Raw genomic sequence first — 21,928 nt, 5'->3', positions numbered from 1 at the left:
ATATAGCAAAATAAATCCCCGTAAAATATCTCTCTCACAACATAAAGTATGGCCCTGAAAAGCCGATAGATCCGGTGTTGTTTTTTACTTTTACACACCAAGGGTTCTCTATGTTCACACGCATCAAAGTGGTCACCAGCCTGCTGCTGGTCCTGCTCGTTTTTGGCTCATTGCAGCTGATCTCTGGCGGCATATTTATTGGCGCGCTGACCAGCGATAAAGACAGTTTTTCCATTGCGCAAAATTCCAGTGACAACGTGGCGTCCTTCACCGACGCGTGGATTGCACTGAACCAGACCCGCATCACCCTGAACCGCGGCATGCTGCGTCTGCAGAGTGAAACGGCCAACAGCATCAACAGCGCGTCGCTGACCGCGATTTCCGATCAGGGTAAGAAACTGCTGGCTGATGCCGACAAATCTTACGCGCGCTATCAAGCCATCCCGAACACCAAGGGTGTTGACCCGAAAGTGGTTGATGACCTTGAGCAGAACTACGTCAGCTATTCCAATGCGCTGTCGACCATGCTGGATTTGATGCAGAGCAAGCAGCTGCCTGAGATGTTCAAACTGAACATCGAGCAGAAGCAGAATGATATGCAGCAGGCCTATACCCTGTGGCGTACGGCCCTGAATGAAATCACCGTGCAGGGCGTGCAGGCCAACGAAGCGGCGTACAGCAAAATGCTGTGGGTGATTGGCACCATCATGGTACTGGTTGTCGCGCTGATCGCCCTGTGCTGGGTGGGCCTGCGCAAGATCCTGATTACGCCATTACAGAACAACATTGCCCACATCAGCCACATTGCGGGCGGCGACCTGACGCATACCATCGAAGTAGAAGGCCGTAATGAAATGGCCCAGCTGGCAAACAGTTTGCTGGAGATGCAGCAGTCGCTGGTGCGTACCGTTAGCGACGTACGCGATGGTTCCGATGCGATCTATACCGGTGCCAGTGAAATTGCCGCCGGCAATAACGATCTGTCTGCCCGTACCGAGCAACAGGCTGCCTCGCTGGAAGAAACCGCGGCCAGCATGGAGCAGTTAACCGCCACCGTGAAGCAGAACGCCGAAAACGCCCGTCAGGCCTCTCAGCTGGCGCTTAGCGCGTCTGAAACCGCGCTGAAAGGCGGCAAGGTGGTGGATGGCGTGGTGAAAACCATGAGCGACATTGCCGGCAGTTCGAAGAAAATTGCTGACATTACCAGCGTGATCGACGGGATTGCTTTCCAGACCAACATCCTGGCGCTGAACGCTGCGGTGGAAGCGGCGCGTGCCGGCGAGCAGGGTCGTGGCTTCGCAGTGGTTGCCGGTGAAGTGCGTAACCTTGCCCAGCGCAGTGCGCAGGCGGCGAAAGAGATCAAAGGGCTGATTGAAGACTCCGTGGCGCGCGTTGACAGCGGCACCGTGCTGGTGGGTACCGCAGGCGAAACCATGGCGGATATCGTCAGCGCCGTGACCCGCGTGACCGACATTATGGGCGAGATTGCCTCTGCTTCTGATGAACAGAGCAAAGGCATCGACCAGGTGGGCACCGCCGTGACCGAAATGGACCGCGTGACGCAGCAGAACGCCTCGCTGGTGGAAGAATCCGCCACGGCGGCCGCCGCGCTGGAAGATCAGGCCAGCCGTCTGACGCAGGCCGTCGCGGTATTCCGCGTGCGCAAAGAGTCCGGTTTCACACCGGCGGCGAAAGCCAGCACCGTGAAACGGGCAGCATCGCCGGTGGCGCGCAAAGCCTCCGCGCCGGTTGCCTCGGACAGCAACTGGGAAACCTTTTAATCCGCTCTGCGCAGTAAAAATGCCGTCATAAGATTATCCGCTGAGCGATCGGCGGATATCTGCATAAAGATCCCATTCCCTTTGCCGATAACAGTGCCAGTTGTTTCCCCTTCCTGAGGTAGTCATGTTCAAACGGATAAAGGTTGTTACCGGCCTGGTCAGCGTACTGGTGCTGTTTGCGTTGCTGCAGTTTGGCACCGGCGGATTGTTTTTCCATACGGTCAAGAATGACAAAGATAATTTTGCGTTTAACCAGCGTCTGCGCGCGTTACAGCAGTCAATGGGCACCTCCTGGGTCTCTCTGGTTCAGGCGCGTAATACCCTGAACCGCGCCGGTATCCGCTACCTGCAGGATGCCAATCAAATGGGTTCGGGTGCCACGGTGAAGGAACTGCTGGTGCTGGTACAGCAAGAGCTGGATATCGCCGACAAATCGATGGCGGTATTTGATTCCAACCTGTCCGAGAAGGGCAAAACCGCCGAGAACGTCAAGCAGCTGCATGCCAATTACAAGCAGCTCCACGATGCGCTGGCCGACCTGATTGTGATGATGCAGACCGGCAAGTTCACCGACTTTATCGCTCAGCCAACCCAGAGCTACCAGAATCAGTTTGAAAAAACCTATAACGACTGGCTGGAAACCAATAACCAGCTGACCGCCGAGGGCGTTGAGGCCAACAGTCGCGCTTACGAGCATACTCTGTGGCTGCTGTTTGCGGTGCTGGTGATCTCTCTGCTGGTGATCGCGCTGGCCTGGAGCGGCATCTATAAAATCCTGCTGCGTCCGTTACGCACCAATATCGAACATATCCGCCATATCGCCAGCGGCGATCTGACCCAGTCAATCGAGTCAGAAGGGCGCAACGAAATGACCCAGCTGGCCGACAGCCTGCGTGAAATGCAGCAGTCGCTGGTCCGCACGGTCAGCGATGTCCGCGACGGTTCCGATGCGATTTATACCGGCGCCAGCGAAATCTCCGCCGGCAATAACGATCTCTCCTCGCGTACCGAACAGCAGGCGGCCTCGCTGGAGCAAACTGCCGCCAGTATGGAGCAGCTGACCGCCACGGTGAAGCAGAACGCCGAGAACGCCCGTCAGGCCTCTCAGCTGGCGCTCAGCGCCTCTGAAACCGCGCAGAAAGGTGGCAAGGTGGTGGATGGTGTGGTGAAAACCATGAACGACATCGCCGGAAGCTCGAAGAAGATTGCTGACATTACCAGCGTCATCGACGGCATTGCCTTCCAGACCAATATCCTGGCGCTGAACGCTGCGGTGGAAGCCGCCCGTGCCGGTGAGCAGGGACGTGGCTTCGCGGTGGTGGCAGGTGAAGTGCGTAACCTGGCCCAGCGCAGTGCGCAGGCGGCAAAAGAGATCAAAGGGCTGATTGAAGACTCCGTGGCCCGCGTCGATACCGGCTCGGTGCTGGTGGAAAGCGCCGGAGAGACCATGGCCGACATCGTCAGCGCGGTGACCCGCGTCACCGACATCATGGGCGAAATCGCCTCGGCGTCGGACGAGCAGAGCAAGGGTATCGACCAGGTGGGCACCGCCGTGACCGAGATGGACCGCGTCACCCAGCAGAACGCCTCGCTGGTGGAAGAGTCTGCGGCCGCCGCCGCCGCGCTGGAAGAACAGGCCAGCAGACTGACGCAGGCGGTCGCCGTATTCAGAATTCGTAAAGAAAATGTCATCCAGGCCGTTAATACCAGTAAGGCAAATAAAAACCCACTGTTAATGCCGGCAGCCGCACCGCGTAAAGCGCTGGCCGCACCGACATCCAACGATAATTGGGAAACTTTCTAACAGACTTTTTTGCCGCTCATCTTGGGCGGCAAAACCTGGAGGCTTTGATGGTGAGTCGTATACGTATTTCTACCGCAATTTTCCTGCTGTTGGGGTTGTTCTGCGTGATGCAGATTGTCGGTAACGGTTTGTCTTTTAATTCTTTCCGCCTTGATGCCCGCAACTTGCAGGACGTCGAAGTCAGCAGTAATCAGCGTGAAGCGCTGGGCGAAACCTGGGCGGCCTTACTGAGCGCTCGCGTCACCCTGAGCCGCGCCGGAACGCGTGCCGCACTGAGTTTACCGCGTGACCAGGTAACAAGTTTGATGGCAAAGGCTCAGGAAGATCTGAATGCTGCCGATAATGCTTTTAAGCGCTTCAACGCTATCCCGGAAACCACACCGGCAGGTGGCGCGCTGAAAAAGTCGATGAATGAGGCCTATGACGTTTATGCCCACGAACTTTCTCAGCTGATTGCCTATTTACAGAATTACCAGTTACAGGACTTCCTCGACTCGCCGACGCAGGGCAAGCAGGACAAATTTCAGGTTCAGTACAACCAGTGGATGAAGCACATTGATCTGCTGCGCGAACACGCTAACCAGGCCGGGAAAGGCTTTTATGCCCAGTCGAAAATTATCTTTATCGTGGCGGTGGTGCTCTGCCTGTTAGTGACCTTCAGCGGTATCTGGTGGGTGCGCCGTGCGGTTATCGCGCCACTGTCCAGAATGCGTGGCCACTTTGAACGTATCGCCTCGGGCAACCTGGGCGGCACCATCGAAACGGAAGGGCGTAATGAGCTCAGCCAGCTGTTTATCAGCCTCAACGCCATGCAGAAATCCTTGGCAGAGACGGTCAGCAGCGTACGTGATGGCACGCACGCCATGCACACCGGCATCCGTGAGATTGCGTCCGGCAACAACGATTTGTCTGCCCGTACCGAGCAGCAGGCTGCGTCACTGGCCGAAACCGCCGCCAGTATGGAGCAGCTGACCGCCACCGTGACCGGCAATGCCGAAAATGCCCGCCAGGCTTCTCAGCTGGCAAAAGAGGCCTCAACCACCGCCCATAAAGGCGGCCAGTTGACCGGCAAAGTGGTCACCACCATGAGTGAGATTGCCAGCAGCTCGAAGAAAATTGGCGATATCACCGGGGTGATTGACGGCATCGCGTTCCAGACCAACATCCTGGCGCTGAATGCCGCGGTGGAAGCGGCACGCGCTGGCGAGCAGGGCAGAGGCTTTGCGGTGGTCGCCGGCGAAGTTCGCAACCTGGCGCAACGTAGCGCGCAGGCGGCAAAAGAGATTAAAGCGCTGATTGAAGCGTCGGTGGATCGCGTCGATCAGGGCGCGGTGCTGGTGGCTTCAGCGGGCGAAACCATGGACGAGATTGTGCAGTCGGTGACGCGCGTCAACGACATCATGGGCGAAATAGCTTCAGCCTCTGATGAACAGCGTCGCGGCATTGAGCAGGTTGCACAGGCAGTCAGCCAGATGGATCAGGTAACACAACAGAACGCCGCGCTGGTAGAGGAAGCGGCAGCAGCCACAGAAGCCCTTGAAGCTCAAGCTGACCATCTGACGGGCACGGTGACCAGATTTACACTGGACGCAGAAGGCCAGCCAGGTTATCCGGACGGCATACAGGGAATATAGCTGTGTTTTACCCCCTTAATCAGTACGTTGCAGGGTAGCCCTACATGAAAAAATCGACGTTGTTAGCCCCGCAGGAGAACGCCACGCTGCTGTCCCAGATGGTTCAGCGCCTGCCGTTATCGGATACGCACTTTAAGCGTATCAGTCAGTTGATCTACCAGCGTGCTGGCATCGTTCTCGCCGATCACAAGCGGGAGATGGTTTACAACCGGCTGGTCCGGCGGTTGCGGATGTTGGGTATCGACGATTTTGGTCGTTACCTTGCGCTGCTGGAGAGTGATTCCAACAGCCCGGAGTGGCAGGCGTTTATTAACTCGCTGACCACTAACCTGACGGCATTTTTCCGTGAGGCGCACCACTTCCCGATTCTGGCCGATCACGCCAAACGCCGGGCGGGCAGTTTTAACGTCTGGTGTGCGGCGGCCTCAACGGGTGAAGAGCCGTACTCCATCGCCATGACGCTGGCGGAAACGCTGGGCGCAGGGCCGGGGAAATTCCAGGTCCATGCCAGCGACATTGATACGCAGGTGCTGGAGAAGGCGCTGAGCGGTGTGTATCGCCAGGAAGAGTTACGCACGCTGTCTCCACAGCAGCTGCAACGTTTCTTCTTCCGGGGCACCGGCCCGCATTCCGGGATGGTAAGAGTCCGCCCCGAGCTGGCCAACACCATTAATTTTGCTCAGCTGAATCTGCTGGGCAGCGACTGGGCGCTACCGGGCCCGTTCGACGCCATTTTTTGCCGTAATGTGATGATCTATTTCGATAAAGAAACACAGGAAAAGATCTTACGGCGTTTTGTCTCGATGTTGAAACCCGGCGGGATCCTGTTCGCCGGTCACTCCGAGAACTTTAGCCAGATCAGTAAAGAGTTCTATCTGCGCGGCCAGACAGTCTACGGACTGACTAAGGAAAGATAATGGGAAAAATCAGAGTGTTATGTGTTGATGACTCTGCATTGATGCGACAGCTGATGACAGAAATCATTAACAGCCATGCAGATATGGAGATGGTCGCCTCGGCACCGGATCCTTTAGTGGCAAGGGACATGATCAAAGAATTTAACCCGGACGTGCTGACGCTGGATGTGGAAATGCCACGCATGGACGGACTGGATTTTCTGGAAAAGCTGATGCGCCTGCGGCCGATGCCGGTGGTGATGGTGTCGTCGCTGACCGGGAAGGGATCGGAAGTGACGCTGCGTGCGCTGGAGCTGGGTGCCGTGGACTTCGTTACCAAGCCGTCGCTGGGGATCCGTGAAGGGATGCTGGCCTACAGCCAGATGATTGCCGATAAGGTCCGCGCGGCCTCCCGAGCAAAACTGCATGCGCGCGGCGCGCAGCCTGCGCCGGTGATGCTGAAAGCGGGGCCGTTGCTGAGCAGTGAAAAGCTGATCGCCATTGGCGCTTCAACCGGCGGAACCGAAGCGATTCGCCATGTGCTGCAGCCGTTACCGGCGACCAGCCCGGCACTGTTGATTACTCAGCATATGCCACCCGGCTTCACCCGTTCATTTGCCGAGCGCCTGAACAAGCTCTGTCAGATCACGGTGAAAGAAGCGGAAGATGGTGAGCGTATTCTGCCAGGCCACGCGTACATCGCGCCGGGTGCCATGCACCTTGAGCTGGTGCGCAGCGGGGCGAACTATCAGGTCAAACTGAACGAAGGACCGCCGGTCAATCGTCATAAACCGTCGGTCGACGTCTTATTTAAGTCGGTGGCGCAGTATGCCGGTCGTAACGCCGTCGGGGTGATCCTGACCGGTATGGGTAACGACGGTGCCGCCGGATTGCTGGCGATGAACAAGGCAGGTGCCTGGACCATCGCCCAGAACGAAGCAAGTTGTGTGGTATTTGGCATGCCAAGAGAGGCAATCGCCCTCGGGGGAGCCAGTGAAGTGGTGGATCTTCACCAAATCAGTCAGCACATGCTGGCCAAAATTAGCGCCGGACAGGCATTACGTATTTAACGCAGCGCCCGTCCAGCGGGCTACAAAAAAACGGGAGTGGGTATGGTTGATAAAAATATGCGGTTTCTGGTGGTCGACGACTTCAACACGATGCGTCGTATCGTCCGTAACCTGTTAAAAGAACTCGGCTTCAACAACGTTGAAGAAGCTGAAGATGGTGTGGATGCGCTGCACAAGCTGCGTGCCGGTGGATTTGATTTCGTGGTGTCTGACTGGAACATGCCCAACATGGACGGTCTGGAACTGCTGAAGACCATCCGTGCCGATGCGGCTATGGCCAAGTTACCGGTGTTGATGGTCACGGCGGAAGCCAAAAAAGAGAACATTATTGCGGCTGCTCAGGCTGGTGCCAGCGGCTACGTCGTTAAACCTTTTACAGCAGCGACCCTTGAAGAGAAGTTAGGCAAAATCTTCGAAAAGCTGGGTATGTAAGGAGCCGAGATGAGCACACTTCCGACACCAAATGTTGATGCGGCTTCTGCCAACGACATTATCTCCCGAATTGGTTCGCTGACGCGGATGTTGCGCGACAGCCTGCGTGAATTGGGACTGGATCAAGCTATTGCTGAAGCGGCGGAAGCAATTCCGGATGCCCGCGACCGCCTGGATTACGTAGTGCAAATGACCGCTCAGGCGGCAGAACGCGCGTTGAACTGCGTGGAAGCTTCACAGCCACGTCAGACGCTGATGGAAGATGGAGCGAAGGCGCTGAAAGGCCGTTGGGATGAATGGTTTGAAAATCCTATCGAACTGGCGGATGCCCGCTCTCTGGTTTCGGATACCCGTGGCTATCTGCAGTCTGTGCCTGAACACACCTCTTTCACCAACGCACAGTTGATGGAAATCATGATGGCACAGGATTTCCAGGACCTGACCGGTCAGGTGATCAAGCGCATGATGGACGTTATCCAGGAAATCGAGCGCCAGCTGTTAATGGTGCTGCTGGATAACATGCCAGAACAGGCTTCCCGTCCGAAGAAGGATGTGGACAGCTTGCTCAATGGTCCGCAGATTAACGGTACCGCGCCTGGCGTGGTAGCGAATCAGGATCAGGTGGACGATTTACTGGACAGCCTCGGGTTTTAAGCTTGTCTGTGACAGGAGCTGGCGCCCGCCAGCTCCTGCTATTTTTACCATCCCGCAAATAACCCCCATTTTACGCGTTTACTCGCGGCATTATCCCTGCGCCAATTTGGCATGCTGGCACCTGAAATTCCGTACTGAAGGTAAGCTGCCGTGGCCGGAGACAGCGAAGAGGAAAAGACCGAATCCGCAACCCCCCACCGAATAGAAAAAGCACGAGAAGAAGGGCAAATTCCGCGTTCGCGCGAGCTGACCTCCGTGCTGATGTTGGTGGCGGGACTGAGTATTTTGTGGATCACCGGGGCGACAATGGCACGAAAAATCGGCGCGCTGCTGGCCGATGGGCTCAAATTCAACCATTCCGTGGTCAGCGACACCAGCCAGATGCTGCATTTACTGGGCAACCTGGTGCAGCAGGGGATCTTCACGCTGATCCCGATGATGGCCGGTTTAGTGCTGGTGGCGATTGCCGCACCGATGCTGCTGGGCGGCGTGGTCATCAGCGGTAAAGCCATTAAGTTTGATGTTGGCAAGATGAACCCGATTAAGGGCATCGGCAAACTGTTCTCCGGCCAGACGGCTGCAGAGCTGTTGAAGTCGGTGCTGAAGGCGATTCTGGTCGGCTGCGTCACCTGGCTGTATATCCGTCATCACTGGCCCGATATGCTGCGACTGATCAGCGAATCACCATATAACGCCTTAGCCAATTCGTTAAATATGATTGCGATGTGTAGCGTGCTGGTGGTGTTTGGACTGTCGCCGATGGTGATGTTTGACGTGTTCTGGCAGCTGTACAGTTATTTCAAGGGCCTGCGCATGACGCGCCAGGATATCCGCGATGAGTACAAGCAGCAGGAAGGTGACCCGCACGTGAAGGGCCGCATTCGTCAGCAGATGCGCGCCGCCGCCCGCCGACGCATGATGGCGGATGTGCCAAAGGCCGACGTGATCGTCACCAACCCGACGCACTATTCCGTGGCCTTACAGTACGACGAACGCAAGATGAGCGCGCCGAAAGTGGTGGCGAAAGGGGCCGGCGAGATTGCCCTGCGCATCCGTGAGTTGGGCAAAGAACACCGCATTCCGATTTTAGAAGCACCGCCGCTGGCGCGTGCCTTATACCGACACAGTGAGATTGGTCAGCATATTCCGGGAACGTTATATGCCGCCGTCGCAGAAGTGTTGGCCTGGGTTTGGCAACTCCGTCGCTGGAAGCTGGAGGGTGGCCTGGCCCCGAAAAAACCTGACAATTTAACCGTCCCGGAAGGACTGGATATTGTCATAAGAGATGAAGACTAATGGCGAATCTGGCCGCAATATTACGGTTACCGAATTTTAAAGATACCCAATGGCAGGTGATGGCCGGGCCGGTATTGATTCTGATGATCCTGTCGATGATGGTGCTGCCGCTGCCGCCCTTCATTCTGGATCTGCTGTTCACCTTTAATATTGCGCTGTCGATCATGGTGCTTCTGGTGGCGATGTTCACCCAGAAAACGCTGGAGTTCGCCGCTTTCCCTACCATTTTGCTGTTCTCAACGTTACTGCGCCTGGCGCTGAACGTTGCCTCAACCCGTATCATTTTGATGGAAGGCCACACCGGAGCTGGTGCGGCTGGACAGGTGGTTGAAGCCTTCGGTCACTTCCTGGTGGGCGGTAACTTCGCCATCGGTATCGTGGTGTTTATCATCCTGGTGATCATCAACTTTATGGTTATCACCAAGGGTGCGGGCCGTATCGCCGAAGTGGGCGCGCGTTTCGTGCTTGACGGCATGCCCGGCAAACAGATGGCCATCGACGCCGACCTTAACGCCGGCCTGATTGGCGAAGAAGAAGCGAAAAAACGCCGTTCTGATGTGACCCAGGAAGCCGACTTCTACGGTTCAATGGACGGTGCGAGTAAGTTCGTTCGTGGTGATGCCATCGCCGGTATCATGATCATGGTGATTAACGTGGTCGGCGGACTGTTAGTCGGCGTTATCCAGCACGGGATGGACGTGGGGCACGCGGCGGAAAGCTACACGCTGCTGACCATCGGTGATGGACTGGTTGCACAGATCCCGGCGTTGGTGATCTCAACCGCAGCAGGTGTGATCGTCACCCGCGTCGGCACCGATCAGGATGTTGGCGAGCAGATGGTCACCCAGCTGTTCAAAAACCCGCGCGTCATGATGCTGAGTGCCGGCGTTCTGGGCCTGTTAGGCCTGGTGCCGGGCATGCCAAACCTGGTGTTCCTGCTGTTCACCGCCGCCTTGCTGGGTCTCGCCTGGTATCTGCGCGGTAAAGAGACCAAACCGAAGGCGGCAGCCCCGGCGCCAACCAAACAGGTTGAAGCCTCTTCCAATACCGAAGCCTCCTGGGGCGATGTGCAGCTGGAAGATTCGCTGGGCATGGAAGTCGGTTACCGTCTGATCCCGATGGTCGACCATCAGCAGGATGGTGAGCTGCTGGGCCGTATCCGCAGTATCCGTAAAAAATTCGCTCAGGAGATGGGCTTCCTGCCGCCGGTGGTGCATATCCGTGACAACATGGATCTGCCGCCTGCGCGCTACCGTATCCTGATGAAAGGCGTCGAAATTGGCAGTGGCGATGCCTATCCTGGCCGCTGGATGGCGATTAACCCTGGCACCGCCGCCGGCACGCTGCCGGGCGAACCGACCGTCGATCCGGCGTTTGGTCTGGCAGCCACCTGGATTGACAGTGCGCTGAAAGAGCAGGCGCAAATCCAGGGCTTTACCGTGGTGGAAGCCAGTACCGTGGTGGCAACACACCTTAACCACCTGATTGGTCAGTACGCCAGCGAGCTGTTTGGCCGTCAGGAATCGCAGCAGCTGCTGGATCGCGTGACCCAGGAGATGCCAAAGCTGACCGAAGATTTGATCCCAGGGGTGATTTCCCTGACCACGCTGCATAAGGTGCTGCAAAACCTGCTGGCCGAGCGCGTTTCAATCCGTGATATGCGCACCATTATCGAGACGCTGGCGGAGCATGCTGCGGTACAAACCGATCCGCATGAGCTGACGTCGGTGGTTCGCGTTGCACTGGGCCGCGCCATTACCCAGCAGTGGTTCCCGGGTACCGGTGAAGTGCAGGTGATTGGGCTGGATACCACCCTTGAACGTCTGTTGCTGCAGGCGCTGCAGGGCGGTGGCGGACTCGAGCCGGGCCTGGCGGATCGTCTGATGGCGCAGGCGCAGGGCGCGCTGGATCATCAGGAATCATTAGGCGCACCGCCGGTGCTGCTGGTTAACCATCCGCTGCGTGCATTGCTGGCCCGCTTCCTGCGCCGCAATATGCCGCAGCTGATGGTGATCTCGAATCTGGAATTGAGCGATAACCGTAATATCCGCATGACGTCGACCATTGGAGGCCACTGATGAAAATGCTATTACTGCTGCTCTGTTTTCCGGGCGTTGTCCTGGCCGCCGGCGGTGCCTGGCAGGCCAGCTCGATCGGGCCTGGCCTGCAAAATCGCGGGATGCAGGCGGCATCTCCGGCGCTGACCGCTTCCGAAGCGGTGGACGGTTCGATCACCGAAGTGGCCTGGCGCTATGTGGTTAACGGCCCGGTGCCTTCAGGCATGATGGTGCACCTGTGTGCCGAAACCCGCTGTGTGGCGCTCGACGGTGCCAGTGGCGCAACCCGCGGCCTGAGCAATCTTGCCGCTAACCAGAGCCTGCATTTTGTCTACGGCGTGCAGGGGAAAGGGCGACTAAACAAGGATCTGCGGGTGATCAGCAATCAGGTGATGGTCAACTACCACTGATTGCTGAACGGCAGGATCAAAAAAGGGGACGATTACGCATCGTCCCCTTTTTTATTGCCGCGTCGGCGGTTACATTCTTTCTACCGTATCGATACCCAGCGTATCCAGACCCTGTTTCAGGGTTTTCGCCGTTAACAGCGCCAGCTTCAGGCGGCTCTGTTTGGTGGCTTCATCGTCGGCGGTCAGAATCGGGCAGTGCTCGTAGAAGCCAGAGAACAGGCCGGCCAGATCGTACAGATACGCACACATCACGTGTGGCGTACCGTCACGGGCAACCTGGGTGATGGTTTCTTCGAACTGCAGCAAACGCACCGCCAGCGCCGCTTCACGATCTTCAACGATTTGCGCGTTGCCGGTGACGCCAGTCTCATCAATCCCCGCCTTACGGAATACCGACAGCACACGGGTATAGGCATACTGCATATACGGCGCGGTGTTGCCCTCGAAGGCCAGCATGTTGTCCCAGTCGAAGATGTAATCGGTGGTACGGCTTTTGGACAGGTCGGCATACTTGATCGCGCCGATACCGACGCTGTTCGCCAGCGCCTTCAGCTCGTCGGCAGGCATGTCCGGGTTCTTCTCGCCAACCAGCTTAGTGGCACGCTCGACCGCTTCGTCCAGCAGGTCGGACAGCTTGATGGTGCCGCCCGCGCGAGTTTTGAACGGCTTACCGTCTTTGCCCAGCATCATGCCAAAGGCATGGTGTTCTAACGGCACCGACTCAGGCACGTAACCGGCTTTACGCACGATGGTCCACGCCTGCATCAGGTGCTGATGCTGACGGCAATCGATGTAATACAGCACGCGGTCCGCCTTGAGGGTTTCATAACGGTATTTCGCACAGGCGATATCGGTGGTGGTATAGAGGTAGCCGCCATCCTTTTTCTTGATGATCACACCCATCGGGTCGCCATCTTTGTTCTTGTACTCGTCAAGGAACACCACGGTGGCGCCTTCACTTTGCACCGCCAGACCTTTGGCCGTCAGATCGGCGACGATGCCCGGCAGCATATCGTTGTACAGGCTTTCACCCATCACGTCTTTGCGGCTCAGCGTCACGTTCATGCGGTCATAAATGATCTGGTTCTGCGCCATGGTGATATCGACCAGCTTCTTCCACATGGTGCGGCAATATTCGTCGCCACCCTGCAGCTTAACCACATAGCCACGCGCGCGCTCGGCGAAGGCCGGATCTTCATCATAGGTGCGCTTCGCTTCGCGGTAGAACACTTCCAGATCCGCCAGCGCGTGCTCTTCGTGATGCTCGTTCTGCTGTTTCTCCAGGAAGGCGATCAGCATGCCGAACTGGGTGCCCCAGTCACCGACGTGGTTTGCGCGGATCACGTTGTGGCCGAGGAATTCCAGCGTACGCACCGCCGCGTCACCGATGATGGTGGAGCGGACGTGACCGACGTGCATCTCTTTCGCCACGTTTGGCGCGGAGTAGTCAATCACCACGGTTTGGGGTGCCACCGGCGCAACACCGAGGCGCGGCGCGGCGGTAACTGCATCCACCTGCGCGGACAGCCACTGCTTGTCGAGGAACAGGTTGATAAAGCCGGGACCGGCAATTTCTACTTTGCTGGCAATGCCGGTCAAATCGAGATGCTTAAGGACTTCTTCCGCCAGTTGTCGGGGCGCCATACCCAGCTTCTTGGCCACTGCCATGATGCCGTTCGCCTGGTAGTCACCAAACTGCACTTTGGCTGATTGTCTTACCTGCGGTTCGCAGTCGGCCGGAGCCCCTGCTGCGATCATCGCCTGACTGACTTTTTCTGAGAGAAGAGCCTGAATATTCACCGGGTTACCTTATATGCTAAAAAGCCTGCGTCGGGGCAAGCCATCATGCTGAACGACGCCAGGCCACAGAGCGATCTGTTGTACACTGGCACCGTCAAAAAAGAAGGGGAAAAGTATACTGCATTTCAGGCGGAGTTATCCAGGAACCTGATCATCGGAAGATGACGTGAGGGCGGCGGGAAACAGTGCGGTGACTGTTTCCCGCCAAAGTATTCAGGAACGGCGACGGGCTACGCGGTGAGGGCGATGCGGGCTGGCAACGGTGCTTTTATCGTTACGTACCTTCCAATGGCGGGCCAATGCAAACCCCATCATCGCAATCAGCACTGCAACTAAAATATACATAAGCATTATGCTTTTTCCTTGTGTGAGGGTGGGAACAAATCTATAAGAATCCACAATACCCTACAACGTCCCGACAGGGATTTAGGAATAGTCGCATTGTATAAATTTAACTAAACTAAAACAGAAAGTTAAAAGACATTTTCTAAATAATACGCTGGTCCTGAACCAGCTAAAACTGAGTATTTGCGTTAAATATCGTTATTAATAGGTACATTAATCCATAAAAATGCACTATTCATAACATTGGCTGGTCCGGTAATGAGACGGCGTCGCAAACCAATGATTAAGTAAACTACAGTAAGGAGGCCGAATGGCGCTGTTTTCGGGTAAAAATGCAGAAGAATTAAACGATTTGTCTAATGATTTACCCCGTTTTTTACACTCTCTTTACCAATTAGCGGATCGATTAGAACTGGATTTGGCGCAGCTTGAGGTTGACCACATTGCCGTGCGTTGTAACCAGAACACCACCGCAGCGCGCTGGAAATCTGGCTTTATGCAGCATGGCGTGCTGTTTTCGGAAAAAGAAATCAACGGACGTCCTGTGGCCCTTTTTGAACTGGAGTCGCCGCTGTCGGTTGGACCCTGGAAGATAAGCGTTATTGAACTACCGTGGCCAGGAAATCGCCTGTATCGCCATGAAGGATGGGAGCATATCGAAGTGGTGTTGCGGGGTGATCCTGACGAACTGGGGTCGCGCGCGTTGGCGCTGTGCTCTGATGCAGGGCTGATTCAGCAAGGAATTTCCATCAAAAGCAGTGCGCCAAAGGGCGAAGGGGAACGTCTTCCCAATCCCACGCTGGCAATCAGTGACGGTTCGGTCACCATCAAGTTCCATCCCTGGAGCCTGAAAGAGGTGGTCGAAAGCGAGTTATGACAGGTTAAGACGCGGCAGGGTGCGCACGGCATTTTCCATGCGTCGGAGGGCTTCGTGGATAAAGTCGCGCGGGCAGCCGAAGTTCAGGCGCACGTAACCGTCGTCGCCAAAGTCACGGCCTGGTGAAAAGCCCAGTCCGTGACGTTCAAAAAACAGCGCCGGACTGGCGGCCTTCAGCTGACTGGCATCAATCCACGCCAGGTAGGTGGCTTCCGGTGCCACCATCGACAGGCCGGGTATGGCATTGACGCGCTGCGTCAGCAGGTCCCGCGTCTCCCGCAGATAGGCCAGCTGCTCATCCAGCCACGGCTGTCCGTCACGCCAGGCCGCCGTCGCGGCAACATACGAAAGAATATCCACGCCCGGCACCAGTCCCTGACGTTGTCGGGTGAAACGCTTGCGCAACTCCCTGTCCGGAATGATCGCCACTGAAGCACCCAATCCGGCAATATTGAAGGTCTTGGACGGGGAAATCAGCGTGACAGAGCGCCGTTCGGCATCCTCATTCAGCGAGGCAAAAGGAATATGCTGCACGCCGGGCTCCAGCAGCAGGTCGCAATGGATTTCATCTGAACAGACAATCAGATCGTGGCGCTGGGCAAACCGCCACTGCTCCAGCAACTCCTCGCGACGATACACCGTGCCGCCCGGATTTTGCGGGTTACACAGCATCAGCAGCTTCTCATTGCCAGTCATTTGTGGCTCTAACGCCGCCAGGTCCATCACCCAACGTTCCTCTTCCAGACGAAGCTGGGCATTGAGTTGGCTACGGCTGGCATTGGAGGCGGCTGAACGGAACGGCGGATAGATCGGGGTAGGGGCGATGGTGCCCTGATGCGCTTCAGTAAATGCACGCACCGCAAGATTTAAGCCGGTGACCACGCCGGGCAGGAACACCAACCATTCATGTTTTATCGCCCACTGATACCTTTCAGCCATGCGGGCAATAATCACGTCAATCAGTTCGGAGGGCGGATTGCCGTAACCAAAAACGCCGTGCTCAACGCGCTGCGTCAGGGCATCAATAATACACTGCGGGGAACGGAAGTCGGTGTCGGCAACCCACAGCGGGAGGATATCCTGATCACCATATTTTTGCCATTTGAGACTATCGCTGTGACGGCGATCGATCCGTTCATTAAAATTGGATGCCATGTTAGTGATTCCCGTTAATATTAAATCGAAGTTATTGAGTCAGACTAAACACCTGCAAAGATTTTCACAACCAGCCAGCAGTCATTAACAGGAGGATGGGATGCTAAAACTGGAAGTATGCTGCTATGGAGTCGATTGTGCTTTGACTGCTGAACAAGCCGGAGCCGATCGGGTTGAATTATGTGCTGCACCGGCCGAGGGTGGGTTAACCCCGTCCGCCGGCAGCCTTAAACTGGCGCGTGAAAAGCTGACGCTGCCCGTCCACCCCATTGTTCGCCCACGCGGCGGCGATTTTTGCTTCTCAGCCAACGAATTTAATGAGATAAAATCAGACGTCGCGCTGATCCGCGAACTGGGCTTTCCGGGCGTGGTGGTCGGCGTGCTGGATGTTGATGGCCACATTGACCTGCCAAGGATGAAACAGATTATGGCGCTGTGCGATGGCATGGCGGTCACCTTCCATCGGGCCTTCGATCTGTGCCACAGCCCGCTGATGGCCCTGCAGCAACTGACCGACCTTGGCGTGGCGCGCATCCTTACCTCAGGACAGCAACAGAGTGCCGAAAGCGGATTATCGCTGCTCAAGGAACTTAACCGAATGACGCGCGGTCCAATCATTATGGCTGGGGCGGGCGTCCGCCTCGGCAATTTGCAGAAGTTCATTGATGCAGGTCTGAGCGAAATACACAGCTCGGCCAGCCAGAGAGTGGCCTCGCCGATGCGCTACCGTAAAGCCGGTGTCTCTATGAGTTCTGTGACAGAAACCGATGAATTCAGTCGCACCTGTGTGGACAGTGATATGGTCGAAGCGATGAAAGTCGCGCTGTCGCTCAGTCCCCCGGTGCGAGTTGCCTGACCCGATTTTGCCGCGCAGCACGCCACTAAACGACGTGATGTTTGCAAGTACCAAGCCCCATCGTTTTGGTGGGGCTTTTTTTCACCCCAAACTGCCCGCAAGGCAGAAATTCCCCTTACACTTAGGCTATTCCTTTCCTCTTTGACGAGATTGTTCATGAAAATCATCATGCTGGGCGCAGGGTGTTTTATGTTGTGGGCAGGCGTCTCGGCCGCGTATGCCGCAGAGAGCTGTCCTGCGCAGGCGAAGCAGATCAATGACAGCAACAGCCTGGTGCTGCTGGGTGGCACCGCCAAAGGGCCGATCAAGCAGGTGGTGGTTGGCGAGTTTGGTAAGGACGTCAATCAGCAGAAACGCATTCTGGGCCAGTTCGATCGCTGTGGCGCGTTGCTCAGGGCGGACATCAGCTATGACAAGAGCGAAGGCAACATGATGCTGCGGATGGTGCAGAATATCGCCCGGGTTAACAGCGGCTGGCAGTCGGTGTATGACATGTCGGTGTTCATGATCAAAGACGGCCAGCCGGTGGAAGTGAATCGCAAACAGGGCACCGTAAACTATCTGATCGGCAACAAGGGTACTATCACCAGTTCAACCGATGCCTTTTTACTGAAGGGCGAGAAGGGCTTCACCGAAACCACCAACAGCTTTGATTCCCGTCTGCGGTTGATCAAAAGCGTGGCCAGAGGCTCCGACGAGCAGGCTAACGGTGTGTTTCGCTATCAGTGGAACAATAAGAACCAGTTAGTCAACTCCAGCTCCGGCAACAGCAAAATGAGCTGGTCGTATGATAAGCAGGATCGCGAGCAGCGTTTGCTGACGCTGACCCATTCCGCCAACAGCGATTTGACCTCGGTTGATGAGTGTCAGCTGTGGGACGATCGGGGGAACTGTACCTTAAGCTACGCCCATGAGAAGGAAGTGTTTCCGCAGGGCGAAATTAACCGCCATATCAGCGCCGCCTACCGGTTTGAATACTGGGAGAAGTAACAAGTAATAAAAAAGGCGGCGTGAGGATCCCGCCGCCTTGTTACAGGGTGAGGTGACGCGATTATTTCACCGTCAGGCTAAAAGCATCCACCGCCAGAATGGCACTGGCAATATCTTCCGCACTCAGATTCGTGTTGAGGTTTTTCAGCGTATCGCCTTCGCTGTTGGCCAGCGCGCCGACTTTCACCAGGTTTTCCCAGCTCTCCTTCTCCAGATGCAACTCTTTCAGCGTGGTTGGCATGTTAATTGAGCGGTAGAAGCGGATATAGCGCGCGATCTCTTCATCCGGACGCTGCTCCAGCACCATCTGCGTCAGCGTGCCGTAGGCCACTTTCTCGCCGTGCGTCAGGTGATGAATATCGCCGTCGATGGCGGTGAAGCCATTATGGATCGCGTGCGCGCCGGCCAGACCGGCGTTTTCAAAGCCCAGTCCTGACAGCAGGGTATTGGCTTCGACCACCGCTTCCACCGCAGGCGTTACCACTTTTTTCTCCACCGCCTGATAGGCGCTGTAACCGTAGGTCAGCAGCGTTTTTTCACAGGCTTCCGCAATCGCCATACCGGCAATGGTCGGATCGCCACCCACCATCGATTTGCTGTGAGAGCGTTTCACCGCCTGCGCTTCCACAAAGGTGGCCAGGCCGTCGGCGATGCCGGAAGCAAACAGGCGAACCGGCGCACGGGCGCACACCTGCGTATCGACCAGCACCAGGTCTGGGTTTTTGCTGTAGAAGCGATAGCTTTCGAATACGCCGGTATCGGAATAGATCACCGAAAGGGCGCTACAAGGCGCATCGGTTGAGGCGATGGTCGGGACAATCACCACCGGCTGTTTCAGTTCATCGGCCACGGCTTTGACGGTATCCAGCGTTTTGCCGCCGCCCAGACCAATCACCAGGCTTGCACCGCCTTGTTTAGCCAGTGCCGCCAGCCGGCTGATTTCGTTGCTGGACGCTTCGCCGTTAAACTGCTGATAGTGAAACTCAATATTGTGTTCGTTAAGGGAAGCCTGTGCTTCTTTACCAATCAGCCCCCAGACAATCTCATCGGCAACCACAAAGGCGTTATTGCCAAGCTCTGCGACGTACTCGCCTAGCTGGGCTAACACACCCGCACCCTGGACATATTTCCGCGGTGAAGAGAAAACGAATTTACTCATGTGGGACTCCTTTCAGTGAAATGAAACAGATGTCTGACTGCGCCAGTGTGAACCCTAAGGGGTGACAGGGTTTGTTAAAAAACGGCATAACGTAAAAAATTCACATTCTCATTTGTTGCGCCAGGTGATTGATTTCCGCCCACGAAAGGATTGATTGTGGTGAGGATGTCGCTAGAATATGAATTTCCTGTTAAGGACCCTGCCATGACCGCTTCACTGCTGACCTTTCTGTTCGCCATCATCATTCTGACGCTGACACCCGGATTCGATACCGCGCTGATCCTGCGCACGTCTGCCGCCAACGGCTGGAAAAAAGCCGTCATCACCAGTATGGGGATCAATACCGGCTGTATGGCGTGGGGCGCCGCGGTGGGCCTGGGATTAGGGGCGCTGCTGCTGGCCTCTGAGATGGCTTACAACATTCTTAAGCTGGTGGGTGCCGCCTATTTGCTGTGGTTAGGCGTAGGGTTACTGCTGAAGCCGCGTTCCCATTTTCATACTGATGTGGCCGTCAGCAAAAAGCAGAGCGGCTATGGTGCCGTCTATATGCGTGGATTTCTGGGGAATATGCTGAATCCGAAGGTGGGGGTGTTTTACGTCTCTTTCCTGCCGCAGTTTATTCCCGCGGGGGGTTCCGTCGCGCTGTGGAGTATCGGCCTGGCGTTTATCCATGTGATGGTTGGCACATTGTGGAACGCCGTGCTGATTGCCTCGACGCACTATTTTGCCGAAAAGCTGCGTCGCCCGGCGGTGATGAAGATGATGGATCGTCTGACCGGCTGCGTGTTTCTTGGCTTTGCCGCGAAGCTGGCGATGTCGCGGCGGTAACGGTGCTGCGAAGTAAGGCGCAGAGGTCAACACCGCTGCGGTGTTGACCTCTGCTGAGACCGTTGAGCGTGACGGTGGTTAAGGCTTGCGCGCCACCAGAACCGCGCGCAGCGGTGCCGGATAACCCTCAATGGTTTTCGTCGCATCGTTGGGGTCAAGGAACTCGGCCAGTGATTCGCTGGTCATCCAGTCGGTGCGGCGCTGTTCGTCGGTGCTGGTGACCGAATAGTCCGCAATCCGCACGTCTTCAAAGCCACACTTCTCCAGCCAGTTTTTTAAGGCACCGGTGGTAGGCAGGAAATAGATGTTACGCATCTGCGCATAGCGCTCGCCCGGCACCAGCACTTCCTGGTCGCCACCTTCAATCACCAGCGTTTCCAGCACCAGTTCGCCACCGCTGACCAGCTGATTTTTTAACTGGTAGAGGTGATCGAGCGGCGAACGGCGGTGATAGAGCACCCCCATCGAAAACACGGTATCAAAGGCTTTCAGCTCCGGAAGTTGCTCAATCCCCAGCGGCAACAAATGGGCGCGCTGATCGTCGCCCAACAGCTTGCGCACTGCTTCAAACTGGCACAGGAACAGCTGCATCGGATCGATGCCGACCACCAGTCTGGCACCCGCACCCAGCATCCGCCACATGTGATAGCCGCTGCCGCAACCGACATCCAGCACCGTTCTGCCCGCCATCGGCGAAATATGCGGCAACACGCGGTCCCACTTCCAGTCTGAACGCCATTCGGTATCAATGTGCACGCCGTATAACGAATACGGCCCTTTGCGCCACGGCATCAGATTTCTTAACAGCTTCTCAATACCGCCGCGCTGACGATCGGTCAGATGGCTGGCATCGGCGGTGACGCTGTGCAGTAAATCCAGCGTCTCCGGTTGCAGAGCCGGAAGGTACTCAACGGCACGATCCCAGTTCTTGAAATGGCCATGCAACTGCTCGCGCTGCCAGTTGGCAATCTGCGCGGGCAGGGTTTCTAACCAGTGAGAGAGAAGCGGGTGTTTTGCTATTAACTGGTAAAAATTACCGAAATCCATCAGACCGAACCTGCTTTAAGCGCTATCAACGAGCCAAAATTAAAACACTGGAACCATAACTCAGCGTGTTCAAACCCTGCGGTGCGCAGGCGCGCTTTGTGCGTTTCCACGCTGTCCGTCAGCATCACGTTTTCCAGCATGCTGCGCTTCTGGCTGATTTCCAGCTCGCTGTAGCCATTGGCCCGCTTGAAATCGTGGTGCATGTTGAACAACAGCTCACCGACATCCGCATCCGCAAAGCTGAACTTCTCGGACAACACCAATGCGCCGCCGGGACGAAGCCCTTTCCAGACGGTATTCAGCAGCTGCTGGCGCTCGTCGGGTTCCAGAAATTGCAGCGTGAAATTCAATACCACCATCGAGGCATTCTCAATGTTGATGTCACGAATATCGGCTTCAATCACGTCTACCGGCGTGTCCGCACGGAAGGCATCAATATGACGACGGCAACGCTCAACCATCGCCGGCGAGTTATCCACCGAGATGATTTTGCAGCCTTCGGCTTTGATGTTGCGGCGCACGGAAAGCGTGGCCGCCCCCAGCGAACAGCCCAGATCGTAAACCTGGGTGTGGGGCTGCACAAAACGCTCGGCCAGCATGCCGATCATCGAAATAATATTTGAATAACCCGGCACCGAGCGCTGGATCATATCAGGGAAAACTTCTGCAACGCGCTCGTCAAACGTCCAGTCACCCAGTTTGGCAATTGGCGCGGAGAACAACGTATCGCGGTTAGGCATAGTGGTCAGTCCGGGAGAAAAACGGAAAGGCGCTATTTTGGCAGAAAGCGGCGCGGGCTGCACCCTTTCTGCCACGGTTGCCGGGCAGGAAGGTGAA

20 protein-coding genes are annotated in these 21,928 nt (G+C 56.3%); 14 read left to right on the top strand and 6 right to left on the bottom strand.

The features are described from left to right. The first annotated feature begins 110 nt into the window (after window positions 1–110). The 10 genes from EBC_RS14420 to flhE all read left to right on the top strand — a co-directional run bounded on the left by EBC_RS14420 (window position 111) and on the right by flhE (window position 12,034). Window positions 111–1,781: a methyl-accepting chemotaxis protein gene (locus tag EBC_RS14420; protein WP_013202553.1), complete on the top strand. Its 1,671-nt coding sequence runs from the start codon at window positions 111–113 to the stop codon at window positions 1,779–1,781. 124 nt (window positions 1,782–1,905) lie between these two features. Continuing rightward, window positions 1,906–3,585: a methyl-accepting chemotaxis protein gene (locus EBC_RS14415; RefSeq protein WP_013202552.1), complete on the top strand. Its 1,680-nt coding sequence runs from the start codon at window positions 1,906–1,908 to the stop codon at window positions 3,583–3,585. Between the two features lie 47 nt (window positions 3,586–3,632). Beyond that, window positions 3,633–5,219 carry a methyl-accepting chemotaxis protein gene (locus EBC_RS14410; protein WP_013202551.1) on the top strand — a complete coding sequence of 529 codons (1,587 nt, stop codon included), beginning with the start codon at window positions 3,633–3,635 and terminating at the stop codon, window positions 5,217–5,219. A gap of 44 nt (window positions 5,220–5,263) precedes the next feature. Further along, on the top strand, window positions 5,264–6,136 hold the full coding sequence (cheR, locus tag EBC_RS14405) for a protein-glutamate O-methyltransferase CheR (protein ID WP_013202550.1): 873 nt from the start codon (window positions 5,264–5,266) through the stop codon (window positions 6,134–6,136). Then, window positions 6,136–7,185: a protein-glutamate methylesterase/protein-glutamine glutaminase gene (locus EBC_RS14400; RefSeq protein ID WP_013202549.1), complete on the top strand. Its 1,050-nt coding sequence runs from the start codon at window positions 6,136–6,138 to the stop codon at window positions 7,183–7,185. The genes cheR and EBC_RS14400 overlap by 1 nt, the downstream gene beginning before the upstream one ends. A gap of 42 nt (window positions 7,186–7,227) precedes the next feature. Then, window positions 7,228–7,617, top strand: coding sequence for a chemotaxis response regulator CheY (cheY, locus tag EBC_RS14395; protein WP_013202548.1), 390 nt, complete (start codon window positions 7,228–7,230; stop codon window positions 7,615–7,617). 9 nt (window positions 7,618–7,626) lie between these two features. Next, window positions 7,627–8,271 carry a protein phosphatase CheZ gene (gene cheZ, locus EBC_RS14390; protein WP_013202547.1) on the top strand — a complete coding sequence of 215 codons (645 nt, stop codon included), beginning with the start codon at window positions 7,627–7,629 and terminating at the stop codon, window positions 8,269–8,271. Window positions 8,272–8,421: 150 nt separating this feature from the next. Then, the gene (flhB, locus tag EBC_RS14385; RefSeq protein WP_013202546.1) at window positions 8,422–9,567 is read left to right on the top strand and encodes a flagellar biosynthesis protein FlhB; all 1,146 of its coding nucleotides are present in this window, start codon (window positions 8,422–8,424) and stop codon (window positions 9,565–9,567) included. Continuing rightward, window positions 9,567–11,645 carry a flagellar biosynthesis protein FlhA gene (gene flhA / locus EBC_RS14380; RefSeq protein ID WP_013202545.1) on the top strand — a complete coding sequence of 693 codons (2,079 nt, stop codon included), beginning with the start codon at window positions 9,567–9,569 and terminating at the stop codon, window positions 11,643–11,645. Before flhB ends, flhA begins: the two co-directional genes overlap by 1 nt. Next, a complete protein-coding gene (gene flhE / locus EBC_RS14375; RefSeq protein WP_013202544.1) occupies window positions 11,645–12,034 on the top strand; it encodes a flagellar protein FlhE in 390 nt (129 codons plus the stop codon). The genes flhA and flhE overlap by 1 nt, the downstream gene beginning before the upstream one ends. A gap of 69 nt (window positions 12,035–12,103) precedes the next feature. On the opposite strand, the gene argS is transcribed toward flhE, so the two are convergent. Together argS and EBC_RS25975 are read right to left on the bottom strand one after the other, a co-directional pair. Then, window positions 12,104–13,834 (bottom strand): arginine--tRNA ligase, encoded by a 1,731-nt coding sequence (gene argS / locus EBC_RS14370; protein ID WP_013202543.1) that lies wholly within the window; start codon window positions 13,832–13,834, stop codon window positions 12,104–12,106. Between the two features lie 213 nt (window positions 13,835–14,047). Continuing rightward, a complete protein-coding gene (locus EBC_RS25975; protein ID WP_013202542.1) occupies window positions 14,048–14,185 on the bottom strand; it encodes a hypothetical protein in 138 nt (45 codons plus the stop codon). Between the two features lie 304 nt (window positions 14,186–14,489). On the opposite strand from EBC_RS25975, the gene EBC_RS14365 reads away from it, so the two are divergent. Further along, window positions 14,490–15,056 carry a VOC family protein gene (locus EBC_RS14365; RefSeq protein ID WP_013202541.1) on the top strand — a complete coding sequence of 189 codons (567 nt, stop codon included), beginning with the start codon at window positions 14,490–14,492 and terminating at the stop codon, window positions 15,054–15,056. Here EBC_RS14365 and EBC_RS14360 read toward each other — a convergent pair. Further along, window positions 15,051–16,211 carry a MalY/PatB family protein gene (locus tag EBC_RS14360; protein ID WP_013202540.1) on the bottom strand — a complete coding sequence of 387 codons (1,161 nt, stop codon included), beginning with the start codon at window positions 16,209–16,211 and terminating at the stop codon, window positions 15,051–15,053. The genes EBC_RS14365 and EBC_RS14360 overlap by 6 nt on opposite strands. 100 nt (window positions 16,212–16,311) lie before the next feature. Here EBC_RS14360 and cutC point away from each other — a divergent pair, with 100 nt between their 5' ends. Beyond that, window positions 16,312–17,067 carry a copper homeostasis protein CutC gene (gene cutC / locus EBC_RS14355; RefSeq protein ID WP_013202539.1) on the top strand — a complete coding sequence of 252 codons (756 nt, stop codon included), beginning with the start codon at window positions 16,312–16,314 and terminating at the stop codon, window positions 17,065–17,067. Window positions 17,068–17,223: 156 nt separating this feature from the next. Then, window positions 17,224–18,057 (top strand): hypothetical protein, encoded by an 834-nt coding sequence (locus EBC_RS14350; RefSeq protein WP_013202538.1) that lies wholly within the window; start codon window positions 17,224–17,226, stop codon window positions 18,055–18,057. Window positions 18,058–18,118: 61 nt separating this feature from the next. Here the strand turns inward: EBC_RS14350 and EBC_RS14345 are convergent, their stop codons facing one another. Then, window positions 18,119–19,216 carry a glycerol dehydrogenase gene (locus EBC_RS14345; protein WP_013202537.1) on the bottom strand — a complete coding sequence of 366 codons (1,098 nt, stop codon included), beginning with the start codon at window positions 19,214–19,216 and terminating at the stop codon, window positions 18,119–18,121. Between the two features lie 204 nt (window positions 19,217–19,420). On the opposite strand from EBC_RS14345, the gene EBC_RS14340 reads away from it, so the two are divergent. Then, the gene (locus tag EBC_RS14340) at window positions 19,421–20,044 is read left to right on the top strand and encodes a LysE family translocator (RefSeq protein ID WP_013202536.1); all 624 of its coding nucleotides are present in this window, start codon (window positions 19,421–19,423) and stop codon (window positions 20,042–20,044) included. 78 nt (window positions 20,045–20,122) lie between these two features. On the opposite strand, the gene cmoB is transcribed toward EBC_RS14340, so the two are convergent. Beyond that, window positions 20,123–21,091 (bottom strand): tRNA 5-methoxyuridine(34)/uridine 5-oxyacetic acid(34) synthase CmoB, encoded by a 969-nt coding sequence (gene cmoB / locus EBC_RS14335; protein ID WP_013202535.1) that lies wholly within the window; start codon window positions 21,089–21,091, stop codon window positions 20,123–20,125. Beyond that, window positions 21,091–21,831 carry a carboxy-S-adenosyl-L-methionine synthase CmoA gene (gene cmoA / locus EBC_RS14330; RefSeq protein WP_041692025.1) on the bottom strand — a complete coding sequence of 247 codons (741 nt, stop codon included), beginning with the start codon at window positions 21,829–21,831 and terminating at the stop codon, window positions 21,091–21,093. Before cmoA ends, cmoB begins: the two co-directional genes overlap by 1 nt. Window positions 21,832–21,928: the final 97 nt, after the last annotated feature.

It is taken from the genome of Erwinia billingiae Eb661 (assembly GCF_000196615.1).
Taxonomy (GTDB): domain Bacteria; phylum Pseudomonadota; class Gammaproteobacteria; order Enterobacterales; family Enterobacteriaceae; genus Erwinia; species Erwinia billingiae.
Note: the sequence above shows the minus strand (reverse complement) of the source record. Positions and strands in the feature narration are given on the sequence as shown.